Genomic DNA, 16409 nt, shown 5'->3' with positions numbered 1-16409 from the left:
GGAACAATTTAGGTAATCACACGTCGCTGGTAAGCAAACCATTCCCACGCGGTCAAGACGCAGGCCAGGCATACCAATAAGAACCAAGGTGGACGACTCCACCAACTCGATGTCAGTGAGGGAGTTGTCGTCGCATCCAAAAGCTCGGTTGGCGTTCGCAAGTCGGTTTCTCGCTCGCTTGCCAGGTTTACGGCGAACGAACGAATGGGGTCTGGTGTTGGTGATTCCGCCGATTCGTCATCAGTGGCCACCGTGGGTTTCAGTTGCCACAGTCCGATTGTTTTGAGGGGGCCAACGCTCGTGCTGGCGGCCGAGGTCGAAACGCCTTCTTGTGTCTTCGTTCCGGGAATGACGGGTTGGTCGACCATATTGTCCCGAGGGGAGACGAGCGTTAGCTTCGGATACAGGTTCGCAATCTCTTCGCTCAATTCAACCTTGGTCATTTCGTCGGTGGAGATCGAAGGGTGTAGTTCGCCGCTCGGGCCAGCGAACCACGACAACGCATTCGTCGCCATCATCGGGAAGGCCGTACGAAACGCCAGATCGCTACTTTCCAGGTTCACAGCGAGGACAAGTACCTTTCCGTCGGGACGATCAATCTCGGCATAGATCGTATCCCCAGAGACGGCTTCGGCCAGCGGAATGATGTTGGCTTTCCAATCGAGTTTATTGGCCTTGGGTAGGAGTACGTTATCGAGTGAGATGTGTGTCATCAGAGGCGAGTCGTCGGCCTGCTTGGTGACAATCGGGTTTTCAAGCATTCCCTGAACGTTCCATAAGTCGGTATCGTTTTCCGGGTCGATGACCCAAACGTCGCCCGAGGGAAGCGTTACTGGAGTGTTGCGATGGAGCACAATCACACTATCGGTCGGCCAGGTCTCAGGAAATTCTTTGAGCACTGTCAAATCGACCATCGGATTCGCCTCGAAAACTTTCTCGAGAAAGAAGTATCCAGGCGTAACAAGCAGGACTGCTTGACGTTTTTGCTGTGGCAAGATCGCGTACGCGACGTCGTCGACGGTCAGGTAATTAAGGTCGTCATCCGGAGCATCTTCTTCGTCGGAGTCTTCGACATTTCGTGTGATCTTTGTCAGTCGGGCCTCTAGCGGACCACCTTCAATGGACGTTTTCTCAAGTGATCTTCGCCAACGTTCGCCTGGTTCTAGTTTGAGTGGCAAGATATCGACCGGGACATCGTCCAACGTGATTTCGAGCCGGGCTTTGATCGGCTCGGAGGAAGCGTTGTGAACGGCTGCGAGAATCTCATAACCGATCGGATCGACTAGGCTTCGTCGCGTTTGGAACTGCGTGATTCCTACATTATTCGCTTCGGTCCCAAAAACCTCCCAGACAATGTTGGACGCGACTTCTTCCTTCTCAGGCTTGTCTTCAGAAGCTTTCTGCGGCTCCTCTGGTAGCGAGGCGGGATCAACGCGTTGGTGGCAACCGTCGGTTAACACAATGACCTCGCCTTTTTCGTAGGGCGCGACTAGTTGTTTACCAAGTTCAATGGCGCGCTCGAGGTGTGTGCCTGCATCGGTCACTTTAACGCTTTCCAAGGCCCGGCGAAGTGTGGGTATGTGACCTGTCAATCCAACAATCACTTCTGGCGACTTCCCAGAAACGATCACGGCCACTTGGTCTTGGTCGCGCATGCCGGTGACTAACTGCTGTGCCCTTTCTAGAGCCGCATCAAAACGTGTTGGGGAAACATCGGTAGCCTGCATACTGGCGGAATTGTCGATGACGAGGACAATATTCCGAGCGTATTTCGCTTGCCAAGCGAAATAAGGATCGGCTAAAGCCAATACTAGCAAGGCGAGCAGCGCCAACTGCATCAATAAGGAAACAATATGTCTTAGATTTTGCCAAATCGAACGGGGAGGCTTCTCATCAAATATCTGATGCCAGAAGAGATTAGTGGAAACGGGGACGCGACGCAGGCGAACCTTAAGGATGTACAGCCCCACGATGGGCAGCGCAATCGCGGCCAGCAGAAACGCAGTTGGCAGGGCAAACGACATCGGGGGAAACTCTACTCCAGTGAGATGTAGGTTTAAGAACGTGCAGTTGCGATCGAGCTACGCATCATGTGGACCAACAAATCGTCAAACGGGACGTTGCTGGGCGACTGGGTACATCCCCAGCCGTACGTCTTGCAGTAGGTGCGAACAGCTGCTTGATGTTCATCAAACAGTTTCTTGTAAGTGCGAAGATTCTTTTCCGTCACGGTCACTTTTCGCGCCGATTGGGTTTCGATATCGACGAATTCTACATCGCCGAGCATTTGGGGATTCGCTTCTTGGGGATCATGTAGCTGAATCACGTGCGCATCAAAACGACGATACCGAAGCTGATCTAGCCCGCTTCGAAATCCGTGTGGGTCGAACAGGTCGCTCAGCACCACGACCAACCCTGTTCGCGGACCGCGCAATAAGAAGTCTTGAACACCTCGGCTCAGATTGGTGTCTTCTCCACCAGTGTGGATTCCCTCCAGGTATTTCATTACCGAAAGAATCTGCGCTTTCCCGCGTGTTACGGGTAGTTCTGTCATAATGCGATCGCCATAAGCCAGGATCGAAATTCGATCGAGGTCAGCCAGGGCGATGTAAGCCAAAGCTGCCGCCAATTGTCGAGCCAGATCGAACTTGGCAGGCGACCCAAAGGCCATGCTTTGCGAGCAGTCGACCAAGAGGTAGACGTGGAGATCTCGTTCTTCCTGAAAGCGTTTTAACAACAAATCACCGTAGCGAGCGTAGACGTTCCAATCGAGGTAACGAAGATCGTCACCGTTGGTGTACTCACGGTGATCGGAGAATTCGATGCCAGACCCCATTTGCATCGTCCGGCGTTGGGCGAGCAAGGATCCCCGAAATACCCGTTTCGACATTATCGAAAGGTATTCGAGGCGAGTCAGGAAGTCAGGCGGAAATAGCATGCCGTTGCTTATGTCTGTGAAGTGTTAATAAGGAGCATTGAACTAGGCCGCAGCTAGGGAATTCTCGGCGACATTGTCAATGATCTGCTGAATCACATTATCCGCTGCCACGTTTTCAGCCTGACCTTCGAAGTTGAGAATGATGCGGTGTCGCAACACTGGCCCAGCCATTATTCGTAAATCTTCGCGTGCGACATGATATCTTTCGTCGAGGATAGCGCGGATTTTCGCACCGAGGATCAACGATTGAAGTCCACGCGGGCTAGAGCCAAAGCGAACATACTTCTTGGTCGCTTCCGCAGCCAACTCATGATCGGGATGGGTTGCGACGACCAGCGCAATACCGTATCGACGGACATCATTTGCGATGGGTATCTGGCGAGAAAGGGCCGACATCTCGAGAATGCGTTCGCCTGTAAGTACGGCTTCGGCAGTCGGTTTGATCGACTCGGTGGTTCGATCGAGGATCGTCTCTAACTCGCTGACCTTGGGATACTTCACCAACAGCTTGCAGAAGAAGCGGTCGAGCTGTGCTTCCGGAAGGGGATACGTTCCTTCCATTTCCAGCGGGTTTTGCGTCGCCATCACAAAGAATGGCTCCGACAAACGATGTGTCGTTCCTGCGACGGTGACGGAATGCTCCTGCATGGCTTCCAGCAAGGCCGACTGTGTTTTTGGGGTGGCACGGTTGATCTCGTCGGCCAGCAGGACATTGGCGAAGATTGGACCTTTCTGGAACTCGAACACCTTCCGACCGTCCTCTGCCTCGGCCAGCACATTCGTACCGATTAGGTCCGCTGGCATCAGGTCCGGCGTGAACTGAATTCGATGAAAATCAAGGTGCAATGCTTCCGCAAGGGTACGGACCGTTAACGTCTTGCCCAGACCAGGAACCCCTTCCAGCAATACGTGACCACCTGCGATCAGCGATATGAGCATGTCGTCGAGGATCTCTTGCTGACCCACGATTACCTTCGAGATTTCTGCACGAAGTCGTTTGAAGTCGCTGCGGAAGTCGTCTAATTGCTGCTTAAGTTGATCGTCTATTTCCATCGAGCTCGTTCCAGGTTCGGAAAAGGTATCGCGGTCATTGCCGTCCGCCGGATTATGTCGTCATGCGTACCAATTGTCTAGCAATTTCTCATTCCGTTTGATACGGTTGAATCAACCCAACCGCACGATGGTGTGGTATCCGACGCCTGAGCACGATGAACTCTTCCCGACTAATAAAAATTTAGGCGTTTGTCAAAAAAGATTCTTTGCTGTGAAATCGATCCACCATCGAATATCGTCGTATTGAAATCGCGCTTGGATACCCATACGTACGATTTATGAGATGGTTTGCCACGATTTATGAGGGAGCATTTAATATGCGTCTTCTGAGTGTTTCGTTTGGTCGCCCCTTCGTTGGCTTCGTGCTACTACTCTGGTGCGCGATGTTTACGGTGGCACAAGACACCGATCAGGCCGATGACTCCGCGATCGAATATACCGAAGAGGAACAGCGGCAGATCGACCTCGCGGGTCGCTTTCTTACCATCTTGCAGCGCAATCCGCGCGAAGGGACGGCGCTCGAGCGTGTTTACGGACATCACCTCGAATTTGGCACCCTCGACGAGTTTATCGAGAAGTTAGAAGCCGAGTTGAAAGAGGACGCCACCAACGGTGCCAGCTGGATGGTGTTGGGCATGGTTCAAGCACGTCGTGGCGAAGATACGGCTGCGATTGAAGCCTATGAGAAGGCCGAAGAACTACGCGCCGAAGATCCTATTCCACCCTATTACCTCGGACAAACGCTCTTGCGCATGAGCAAGCGGGACGAAGCCGTGGCCGCGATGGAAAGGGCCCTCGCACGAGACCCACAGCGCAATGATGAACTCGAGATCTTTCAACAACTCGGACGAATTCATCAGCGCGCCCAGCGTACGGAAGAAGCGTTAAAAGTGTGGAAGCGTCTGGAAGAGCAATATCCAGACGACACACGCGTGCTGGAACAGATTGCGACCACTCTGGCCGATGAAGGTGAACCTACGTTGGCGTTGGAGCGATATCAGCGTCTGACCGATCTTGAACGTGACGACTACCGGCGGACGATGTACCGCGTCAAGGTCGCCGAGTTGACAATCAAGACCGACGATCGAATGTCAGGAATCGCTGCCTTTGAGGCAATTTTGGCCGACTTGAATCCGGAAGGCTGGCTTTATCGCGACGTTCGCCGCCGAATTGAAACAACGTTCCTGCAATCTGGCGACCAGGATAGCCTCGTCGAATATTATGAGACCTGGTTGGAAAAAAATCCCGAAGACGTGGAAGGAATGGTTCGCCTGGCACAATTCTTAGCATCGACCGCACGAATGCCCGAAGCTCGAAAATGGATGGACAAAGCGGTCACGCTGGCGCCCTCGCGCGGTGAATTACGCAAAGCTTACATTCGACTGCTGGTTGACAATCAGCAATTTACGGAGGCAGCGGAACAATATCGTTTGCTCAGTGAATCCGACCCCGATGATCCTGATGTGTTGATGGATTGGGGCAAGTTGGTGATGCGTGATAGCCTTCTGCCGATAGAAGATCGGAAGAAGGAAGCCGATCGGATCTGGCGTATGATTCTGAAGAATCAACCTGAAGATGCTCTTACGCATGCGCAGGTTGCGGATGCGTTCCGTCATGCTGAGATGAAAGACGAGGCGCTCGAACTCTATATTAAAGCCGTAGAGCTTGCCCCTGGCGATCCCCAGTACCGCGAGTATCTGGGTGAGTACTACCACATTTTGAAGCAGCCAGAGAAAGCAAAAGAAACTTGGCTTGCAATTTCTGCGCCACCTAATCGGACTGCGGATAACTTGGCCAGGGCCGCTGAGGTGTTTCACGGTTTCGGGTTCCTAGACGATGCAATCAAAGCCATCACCGAAGCCTGCGAGGTTGACCCAAAGGACTTCGCTCTTCACATGAAAGCATCCGATTATCAATCGCAGGGTAAAAACTACGAGAAGTCGCTCGCCCTCCTTGATAAGGCGGAGGAGCTGGCCACTTACGACGATCAGAAAGATGCGGTCATTGCCCAACGGATCGAGATCTATCAGTCGAGTGACCAATTGAGTGACCGTACCGAAGAGATGGCTGCGGAGGTCAATGCGAAGCCAGATGCGACGGCCGAGGATTGGAACCTGTTAGCACGTTTCTACGAAGCTGGTCGCGAATTCGAGCCCGCCGCTCGGGCAATTGAAGCCGCTTTGGAGGTCGATCCAAAATCGATCACCGCCCTATCAACGGCCGCTCGAATTGCCGAAACAGCTGGTGATTTCGGTCGTGCTAGCGAAATCAGCCGGGAGCTCGCCGAGATCGACCGACGTTCTCGTGGCGATCACTTGATGAGCGTCGTTCGCCTAGAACTTGTCATGGGCCGACATGACGACGCGCTTGCAGCCGCCGAAGAGTTGATCCGCTCGGCACCGGGGAACACGGAACATTATCAATTCTATGCCCAAACATGCTTTCGCCTCGGCAGAACCGAAGAAGGTTTGGAAGCGCTTCGTAAAGCCGTTCGGATCAACCCGAACGAACCTTCCTTAATCATGGCTCTCGGCACTGCCTTGGGCGATCAGTTCAAAACACGCGAGGCCATCGAGCTCTATTGGCGGGCCTTCGATAAAACAGAGGAATTGGAAGATAAGACGACTCTCGTGACCAAGCTGGTCCCGCTATATGACCAGTTGAATGAGTTCGATGCTTTGATCGAACGCCTCGAAACGAATCGTCGCTCCGAAGACCAACGCCGCGCGATGACGATTTGCATTGCTCAGGCCTATCAATCGATCGGCGATACTGGGGCCGCGCGGATGGAGTTAGAGAGCTTACTCAGCCAAAACACGCGCGATACGAACCTTCTGCAACAACTTGCCAAGTTGTGCGAATCGTCTGGCGATATGGACGCGGCGATTGACTATCAGCAGCAGTTGGTCGCGATTGCCCCCGGTCACGAAACCGAGTTTCCGCTGGCCATGATGCTTCAGACGGTTGGCCGCACGGACGAGGCGAGTCAGATATATCTGCGACTTACTCGGCGGGAGGAGGATCCGAAGCGGCTCCTTACTTCGTTGGATTCCTTGTTGTCCCAGGGCAACTATGAATCAGTCGTCAAAATTACTGAACCGCTGTTGGGCCAAAACCAAAGCAATTGGGAAGTTCTCTATCGCAGTGGCGTTGCCTTGGCTCAGATGGACAAGGACGAAGAAGCGGAAAAACGATTCCGCAGCTTACTGGAACTGGAACTACCGCACGATTCATTGGGTATCGAAGCGAAAGAGCGAGTTGAACAAGAACGCCGACGAGCTCGATCGAATAACCTCCAGGGACGTACTACCACTGTACAAGATCGCTACAGCCCGTATCAGCTATTCAGTATGGCCCACCAGATCCGGCAAGAAACCGGGTATCAAACGACCGCTCAAGAAGTTTACGCGACGACCGCAAACCGGGCTCGTATTTGGACGCCGGATGTTTTCGGGCATGCTCGTATGGCCGCGTATGGGTGGATCTTGCAGTATCTGCACGAGCAAGATCAAGAAAATAAGGAAGAACAGGGGACTGCCGAAGAGGATATGATCGCCTCGCTTGAACAGCGGGCCAAGGCGGAAGATGCGTCCCATGCGACGATTTGGGACTATTTGTATGTCTGCAATTTGCGAACCGATGGCGCAAATATTTTTGAGATCGCCAAATCGCTTGCGAAGGAAGGCAACCAAGAAGATAAGACGTTCTTTCTATCGAGCCTCCGCATGCGGCATCGAACACCGTCGCAGAACCCGAATGAAGAAATCGCTCAGACGCCCAATGACCCACTCAGCGAAGAAGATGTTGATCTGATGCTGGAGTGTTATCAGCAATTGGGTGAACAGGAAGCTCCGCAAGTCGCGGCAGGATCGCAGATTGTTTACGCCTCGAATGGCCAAGCTTATATCCGCGTAGGAAGTTCCTACCAATTGCTCCAAGGTGTTTATCGCAGCGGAAGAGCGTTTATGACGGTCGTTTCTTCCGAACTTCGTTTGGCCAACCGTGATGCAAAGGCCGACGAGATCTTTGAAGCAGGTCTGGCGGAAGCAGAATCCGCTCAAGAGTTGATGAGCACGATTTCACTGCTTCAATCGGAAGACAAGTACGATCGAATTCCTGAATTCTATGAGCAGTGGTTGGCTGCTGCGAAGAAAGAGCTCACCGAAGATGATCCTTCAGCCAGTTCAGGTAGTACTTCACGAACCCCGATCACGCGTACGTCCGTCTATCCGATCATTCAATGGATTGGCAGGCTCGCCCCATCGAAGGAAGATGAAGAGATCGAGGAGATATTACTTTCTTATCTCGATCTTTCCGTGACAGAAATCATTCTCGAACGAGAGCAGGCTGCGAAAAAGCCAGGAAGGCGAGTCACCAGTAGCAGCAACACCGCTCAGCGCCGAATCGGTGTGCAGACGTACTACGGATCGAATGCAAACTACGTTCAAGTCGAAACCCTTTTCGAGGATTCGCTGGTTCCGACTTCGGTGGTTCAAGTCCTGCGTGAGTGTTTCGAGGTCTTCAAGCAAAACGGCGATGATCAACGTTTGGCTGATTTACTCGAGCAACATCTTAAACAGACCGAGGATGCCCGGCGGCCGTATCATCAGCTAATCCTCGCTCAGGTATTGTACTGGGGGCGTCATCAGGAAGAAGTCTTGGATTTAGTGACCAAAGCCGCGGCACAATTCCCAGACCAGGCCGACTTTCAACTGCAAATCGCTCAACTTCATCTCAATCGTGATAACTTCGACGAGGCGATGAAATTAGCTGATTCAGTCGAGTCATTTGATCCTGCGATTCTGCAAGAAAGGGAGTTGATCGCGCTCCGCGCGGCGGAACGTCTAGGAGATTTCGACCGAGCCAGAAAAGCCGCCGAAACGTTGTTTGGCATGCGACTCGACAGCCAGATGCAGATTCAACTTGCCCAAACCATGCAGCGATTGGGCATGAACGATCTGAGCGACGCGATCCTGGCTCGCGCCGAGCGTACCATCGGCAACGATCCACAAGCGTTGGCGTCGATGATGCGGATGTACCAATCACAGGGAAAAGCCGATCAGGCCAAACAAGCGGCTCGCTTGCTATTGCGGCGAACGACCGTTCCCTCACTTGGCAATGTTAGGACCTCCAATGCATCGCGTGACGCTGCTGTTCGTAGCCAGGCGATTAAGGTGTTGCAGCAAGCAGGTGAGCTTGAACAAATGATCGAGGATCTGGAAGAACGCATTGAACGTTCCCCAAACTCGCCTCGTTTTTATCAGGAATTGGCAGAACTCTTCAACGCGACGGGTGATCGGTCGAAAGTACTACCACTGCTGGAAAAGGCGGTCTCTGCTCAGCCTAAAGCGGTCGACCTTCGCATGCAGCTTGCCCAGACTTTGGAATCGACCAACAAGCGGAGCGAGGCCTGCGATCAGTACCTGATTATTCTGAAGGAGCAGCCGCAAACGTTAATGCGGGAACTATCCCGCATCCGATCGGCATTCCAATCCGCAAATCGCTTAGATGATCTCGCGAATGTCTTGGTCGATGTCGATTCGCGACAAATCTCGCAGCCACATTATGTGTTAGATATCGCGCAGCAGGTGTTGCGAAAGGATGCCGATAGCGAAGTCGGTCTCAAGCTGCTCGAGAAAGTTTACGATGACTTTCCGAATTATCGCTCGCAGTTGCTCTCGAATGCGACGCCACAAATCTTCCAAAACGATCGCTTCTTCGCACTCGCGCGCCAGTCATTGGTTCCCACGGCGAATCAGGTGAAAGCGGATCCTTGGTTTGGTTTTCACCAAATTCGCAGTTTTAGTAGCAACGGGACGGTCCGCTCGACTACGACCGAACTGCTAACGAGTTTAAAAGATTCACCAAAGTTGACGGTCATTCAACAGATGGTGAAGCAATCGATCAGCAATAACGGTGATTGGTACGGTGGCCAAGCACTGCTCGCGCAAATCGAACTGACCCGTGGCAAAAATGATGCCGCCCGCAAGCAGCTCAAGTCGCTCTTGGAAAACGAGAAAGCGATGGAAAAGATGTCGGGTACCGCGTGTTGGCTGGTCGGTCAGTTGGCGTTCGAGATTGGCGAAATGGAGGACGAGTGTCTCGAACTCTATCAAGAAGCGAACGACCGGCCACAAACAACGTTCACTTCGAGTATTCGTTACTCGCCGTTGGCGCGTTTGATCACGCTTTACAAAGAGCGTGATCGAATCGAAGAGGCCAAAGAGTTGATTATGAAATCGGTTGATAACGTCAATACGAACGTTAGCAATCAGGCGTATGTCGATGACTCGCGGGCTCAGAATTACCTTTGGGGCGCCGAACAACTTCGCACGCTTAATTGCCCGATCGACGCGATGCGGCTCTATCAAAAAATGATCGCAAAGAGGGACGAACTGGAAAACGCCGCAGCCTATCGTGGTCGGCAAGTTGAGTATTACGAGCAGCAAGCGAAAAAGGGAATCGAACAGTCCATCGAACTAATGACTAAGTCGGACGCCAAGTTCGATCCGAAGTTGCTACTCACGGCTGATCCAAACGACTCTCCCGAAGTTCCTGCTTTGGACTTGATGCTTTCCATTCCGACACCCGACAAGCTGGGAACGGCAGAGATCACAAGTTCGCTCGTCAACTTAGTACTGCAACTGTGTAAAGACGACGAGATGGCAACTGCGTTCGAGAAGCGCTTGATCGAACTCCGAACAGAACGCCCTGATGATATCTCCATTCCAGTACTCCTACTGATACTACAAAAGGATAAAGAGTTGCCTGGAATGGATGAAACGGTTAAGCAACTTGCATCGCTGCTGGATGCAAACCCGCTTCCCACTCCGGAAGATACTGAGCGTCCCAGCGTGTCGGAGCGAAGAATTGCCGCGTGTTCCTTGCCACTTTGGCTGGCAGCGAAACGGATCACGGAAGATCAAGCATGGAAGGATGGTGGTAAGCTATTCGCCGATCGCAGCTTGGCCGCCGCGCGGTTGCAATCAGACGATACGACCATGATGGCGTACTTGTACGCGTATGGTGACCATGTTTTGAAGATGAAGCATCGCGAGGAAGCTGAGAATAGCTGGGAAGAACTTCTGGCATTGGTTACGAAACGGCCGGAATCGGCACGCAGAAATGCCAGCGAAAAGACGCTCTTACCGCCGCTAGTATTGTCGCAGTTCCAAACCGCGATCGCTGTTGCCAAACAGGCGGCTGAGAACGACATGCCCCAGCTTTCGCGCGATGCCCTCCTCGAATCCCTCAAAGCAGGTATTCCTGTGGCAGATGCTCCTTCGACTAGTAGCAATAGTCGGTTACTCTCTGCCCCTTCAGTGATTCGCACGAGCTCGGGAATCGTGCGATCTTCCTCCCAAGCTGATGCAATGCTACAAGCGATTTCGACCAAGACAATTGCTGTGGTGCAGCTTTGGAAAGGAACGATGTATCCCGATGAGGCGACGTACGAGGTATTGCGCGGAGTGGTTCTACCTGAATCGCGTCGCAACGAGTGTTTCCTCTACCCAGTGGCACGGAAGACGAACGACACCAAGGTCGAATGCTTGGCCGATCATTTAATCCGTGCTGCGAAGTCCGCCGGTAAGATGGACGAACTAAGATCGGAGGTCGAAAGTCGAAAAAAGAAGTCGACCAACACGTTGATGTTCGAGATTTTGCTCGGCAAGATGGCGATGGCTCGCAGCGATCTTCCTGCGGCGAACGAGCACTTGGTCGAAATCGTTGCCCAGCTAATCACGGCGACCAACAGCGATTCCATAGAATTAGCCTGTCACATTGCACTACCGGCGATCGAGCAAGAAGAGCTCAGCGAAAACGCCTTCACGATCATTAAGCTCGCAGCCAAATCGAGCCAGGAAACGACCTCTACCAATTTAGGTACGTATGTGTCGGATAAGTTGTCGGAACTAGTGTGCGAATACGCCATGAAACATGGTAACCCGCAAGCCGTTCAAGAACATTTCGACAACTTGTTAGTAGCACGCCAAGTCGCCTACAGCCGATACGGCGGCGACTATGGCATGTACATGCAGCGGCAGGACTTAATGAACTTTGCCGATCAGGCAGCCCGGATCGGGGCTGGCGATCTCTCGCTCGATTTTATGGGCCGCGCTTACGATTTCGAAGTGACCAACTACGGAACTCCATCGTTCAAAGAATCGTTAGAATCAGCGATTGATTACACCCGCTCGTTAAGTCCGGAAAATCGCTACAAAGCATGGGCCAAGTGGACGCTCCCGACACCAGAACGCAAGACCTTTCGGAGCGTCTTGCAAAGCGTGACACCGTTTCGTGTCCCAGCCGAGTTCGTCACGAAGGAATTTGATATCCAGCCACTCCATGGTGCGACGATGCTTTCCAATCTCAGCGAGCTAGTGTCCGCTGCGAAATCTGCGGATCGATTGGACGAGCTCACACAAACGGTTCAGCAGCACTTCGATGCAGGAATAGAGGGGGCGAATCATTTGTACGCCCTCTGCTTGATTGCCGGGAGCAATCAGCCTGCGGCTGAGGACTACTTAGCCGTTTACTTCGACGAGATTGCGTCGCAGCATTCCAAACCAGCGAACGAGCGAGACAAGAGTGTCATGAACTCTATTCTGGCCTACTATGCCGCTTTGGAAACGGGCATCTATTTCGAGGGGTACCCCGATCGATTTACGAAATTTCGAGACGTGATCCTGGGACAAAACGGTTCGCAGGTGTCATACATCACTGAGGCCTACTATGCCAAACTCGATGCCGAGGACGGCTCTAGCCTAATATCAGGGTCAGGTACCAACTTGAAACATTGGAGCCCGGCCACGCTGCAAGCGCCTTTGGTTCGTCCTAAGAATGCCGTTTGGGCTCAGCATGAGGACCGAATCACGCAACTAACAGGGCCTCCACAAAGTTGGCTCCAATGGAACTTCCCGGTCGTGGGTGATTTTGAATTCTCGTTTGATGCCTTCGGCGGTCCATCCACTTCCGGTGGATTCGGCTACGGCGGGGCAACCATCAACGTGATGTCTTCGGGGAGAATGCTGGTCGTCTACTCGTCCGGGGCAGAGATACTCCAGCGGAATCAGGTCGACAGCAAAGGCAAACCTAGTTTTGAGCGGTTCACCGTTCGTCGGCAAGGGGATACTTGTCAGTTCCTCTCAAACGGCTATGTCGTATACGAAGAAAAGCTTGCCGGTACGTCACCCTGGTTGATGTTGGTCACCTCGGGAAGTCAGAGTGGCAGCTTCAAAAACTTTCAAGTCTCGGGAAATCCGGTTGTTCCGAAAGAAATTCAACTGGTCGCTGGTAATCGGATGGATGGTTGGAACACCGAGTTCTTCTCTGAGTCGCAGCCACGGCATCACGTCATGGCTGAACCGACGACCTCAAGTAACAGTTCGCTCGCCCGTGACCAACAACGCGAACCGTCTGAATTTGATTGGAAGGTGGAAGACGACATTCTGTTAGGTCGGGCCGTTCCTGATCTGAAGGATGCCGACAGTTGGGTGTTTTACCAGCGTCCGCTTCAGGAAGGAGATAGCGTTCGCTACGAGTTTTATTACGAACCTAAAAAGACACTCGTTTCGCCAACCTTCGGGCGTATTGGCATCTTGTTGACCTCGGATGGGGTGATGTCGCACTGGTTGACCAGCGAAGAGGAAAAGCACTGGGTCGATCCTCAAAACCAGATCAAAGAGGAAGCTTACTGCCAGGCTGACTCCATTGCATTGAGAGAAAACGATTGGAATCAGGCTGAACTGCAAATTCAGAACAGTAACCTGATCGTCAAAATCAATGGCCAATCGGTCTACCAGCGACCGGTTGCTGAGTTCGGCGATTCTCGCTTCGGCATTCACCGCTTTAAGGAGATGGAAGGCAAGGTGCGCAACGTCACCTTGAGTGGTAATTGGCCTACCGACACCAAGCAATTGATCAACAGCGAGTCTCTCGCGACCACGAAGCCTTTAACGCATGCAGATCATAAGATGGCAGAGATGCTGTCATCGCCGGAGTTGGCACGAGCGATGGTTCGAGAAGTGATTGCCAAGGCCGCAGAACTCGATGATCAGGCCGCTTACGAATTGCTCTCGCGTTGGATTTTGCCTAACGCAGATCGCCAAGAGTGGAGAATCTACTTTGACTACCCTGTTGCCACCGTTTCGAGCAATATCGAGTTGCAGGACTATCTAGTTAGTCCAGCTGTTGAAATGGTGCATCTCGCGGGGACGCTTTCTCAACTCGAACAACTCAAATCTCAAGTCGACGCACTCAAGCCCACCGGAGACGTTGCTGCTCGTAGTAAGCACGTGTTGCTCGCACTCATCGCCTTAGAGGCGGATGATTGGGAAACGGCCCGAAGCCAGTACCAAAAGTTGTTCGCGAATTTGCAACAACCATTATCCAAAGATCTCACTGAGGCAGAGCGGATGCCTGAGTTGCTGCTCGCGATCCAGTACGCAAAGCATCCCGAGGTATGGAAGCTGGGTATGTCATTGGCCCGTACATTCCGCGATCAGGAACGAGATGGCGAGAAAAGTTCGGGGAATTCCCACTGGCGAATGATGGTTGAGGCCGCATATGGTGCGATCGAGTTCGCGCAACTTGGCGACGAGGTTCGTGAAAGCGACAAGCGGCTGACACAGTGGAGTGAAGTTCCCTATGTCGCCGCGAACATGCACGGCCGTGGTTATCACTTTTCGCAGTGGGTTTACGAGCCTGGTGTTGTTTCCCAGATACCCGGTGATACTTGGAATCAGTTGTTCTTTCAGTCACCGCTTACGGGCAGTTACGAGATCCTGGCCGAGCGATCGATACTTGGGCATCGAGAAGGCGTGATTTCGGTCGGACGACGCTCTGCCGAACCGAGGTATGATCTCAAGAAGGTCCGGGTCATCACTGTCGGACATGGTCAGACCGATGAGGGAAGCGAGCTGGAAATCCCGAACTGGAAGGGAATGGCCAAGTTTCGCATCGTTGTCGATGGCAACACGATCACAACCTATACCAACGGCGTCAAGATCCACGAAGACAAGCTACCCGGTACACCGGACCCCTGGGTGGTGTTGCAATCGCACTTGGCCCGTAACGCATTCGAGGTGCGCAATCTGCGGATCGTGGGCGAACCAAAGATTCCCAAGGAAATCGATTTAATCGAGTCGACGAATTGGTGGGCATGGCGATCCGACTTTTACAGTGATTGGCACTCGCAAGACCACAATGCCAACGCCACTTACGTCAAGAAGGATGGCGAGATCTTTGGGAATCTTCGCAAGGATCGATCCGCTTCGCCGCTAGAAAGTTTGATGATGTATTCCCGTCCGATGCTCGAGGACGGGGAAATTGAGTACGAAGTGTTTTACGAACCAGGTCAGTTTGAAATCCATCCTGCGCTAGGTCGGACTGCCTTTCTACTGGAAAAAGATGGCGTGGCGACCCATCAGTTGACTGATGCTCGCTGGGAAACAAGCGATCTCGCAGTCGACAACCGAACGCCGCTCAGCGAAACCGCTCCGGCACTAGTCGAGAACGGTTGGAATAAGATTCGACTCGCAGTGCAAGGCGATAAACTTACGGTTCAGGTCAATGGTAAAGAGGTTGCGCAGCAACAACTTACGACGCCCAAGAACGAACGCTTCTTTGGCCTGTTTCGCTACAGCGATAAGACGGAAGCTCGCGTGCGTAACATGAAGTATCGAGGAGATTGGCCGAAGTCGTTGCCTAAGGTCGAAGATCAACAATTGGCCTATTCCCGCCAAGGTCCACTGGTTCCTTATCAAGCCGAGTTTGGACAAACGCAGGAAGTCAACCTAGCCAAGTCGTACGAAGCTCTGAAGAGTGATGGCCTGAAGATGCTGGGACCAGCTGGGATGTTTTCGGTCGTTGACGACAAACTTGGCCTTCAACTCGAGCAAGGTGGAAGTTGGGGACGCTGGCCCGGTGTAGAAAAGACAGTTTCGCTTACTGGAGATACTGAAATCACGGTCGACTTCCAAGATCTAAATTTGAAGAGCCCCGGTAGTGGCTGGGGCTGCAATTTCTCGCTTGTCGCTCACATGGACGATACGGCGCACTCGTCCGTCGAGAACGCGGTGGGAGTCACGGCGAAAGGTGACCCGATCAATGCGGTTTCTTACCGGGGGGACCTACCAGGTCAGAATGGCTCGATGCTGGGCTACGAGGCCATTCGGGAGAATTCCGCGGTCGGACGACTCCGATTAGTGCGTCTCGGTGGTCAAATTCACTGCCTATCCTCATGGGGCGAGAATCAGCCGTTTCGTCTCATTCATAGTTTTACGGTTGGCAACGCGAAAATTCGGTCGATCAGCATTCGAGCCAAGGCGTCAGATGACGCTGCCGTGGTAAACTGCGCAATTGGTAACCTCGTGATTCGCGATTTGGAGCCAGCCCAAGGCGCAAATTAGAAGAATTT

At 52.7% G+C, this 16409-nt stretch carries 4 protein-coding genes; 1 reads left to right on the top strand and 3 read right to left on the bottom strand.

Annotated elements, in window-relative coordinates; translation table 11 throughout:
* Nucleotides 1-8: 8 nt before the first annotated feature.
* From C5Y83_RS00920 to C5Y83_RS00910, 3 genes are all read right to left on the bottom strand, one after another.
* Entirely contained in the window at nt 9-2024 is a 2016-nt protein-coding gene (locus C5Y83_RS00920) for a VWA domain-containing protein (protein WP_105327762.1), read from the bottom strand.
* A 32-nt stretch (nt 2025-2056) separates the two neighbouring features.
* Nucleotides 2057-2836, bottom strand: coding sequence for a DUF58 domain-containing protein (locus C5Y83_RS00915; protein ID WP_233207004.1), 780 nt, complete (start codon nt 2834-2836; stop codon nt 2057-2059).
* 144 nt (nt 2837-2980) lie between these two features.
* A complete protein-coding gene (locus C5Y83_RS00910) occupies nt 2981-3991 on the bottom strand; it encodes an AAA family ATPase (RefSeq protein WP_105327760.1) in 1011 nt (336 codons plus the stop codon).
* Nucleotides 3992-4308: 317 nt separating this feature from the next.
* Between C5Y83_RS00910 and C5Y83_RS00905 the strand changes: the two genes are divergently transcribed.
* Entirely contained in the window at nt 4309-16401 is a 12093-nt protein-coding gene (locus C5Y83_RS00905; RefSeq protein WP_158262178.1) for a DUF1583 domain-containing protein, read from the top strand.
* Nucleotides 16402-16409 lie beyond the last annotated feature (8 nt).

This window comes from Blastopirellula marina, assembly GCF_002967765.1.
Classification (GTDB): Bacteria; Planctomycetota; Planctomycetia; order Pirellulales; family Pirellulaceae; genus Bremerella; species Bremerella marina_A.
This window is presented reverse-complemented; position numbering and strand designations above follow the sequence as displayed.

Bases quoted from the DNA above. Each gene is read 5' to 3' on its own strand.
- C5Y83_RS00915 (WP_233207004.1), bottom strand. From the start codon at position 2,836: ATGGGGTCTGGCATCGAATTCTCCGATCACCGTGAGTACACCAACGGT.
- C5Y83_RS00910 (WP_105327760.1), bottom strand. From the start codon at position 3,991: ATGGAAATAGACGATCAACTTAAGCAGCAATTAGACGACTTCCGCAGC.
- C5Y83_RS00920 (WP_105327762.1), bottom strand. From the start codon at position 2,024: ATGTCGTTTGCCCTGCCAACTGCGTTTCTGCTGGCCGCGATTGCGCTG.
- C5Y83_RS00905 (WP_158262178.1), top strand. From the start codon at position 4,309: ATGCGTCTTCTGAGTGTTTCGTTTGGTCGCCCCTTCGTTGGCTTCGTG.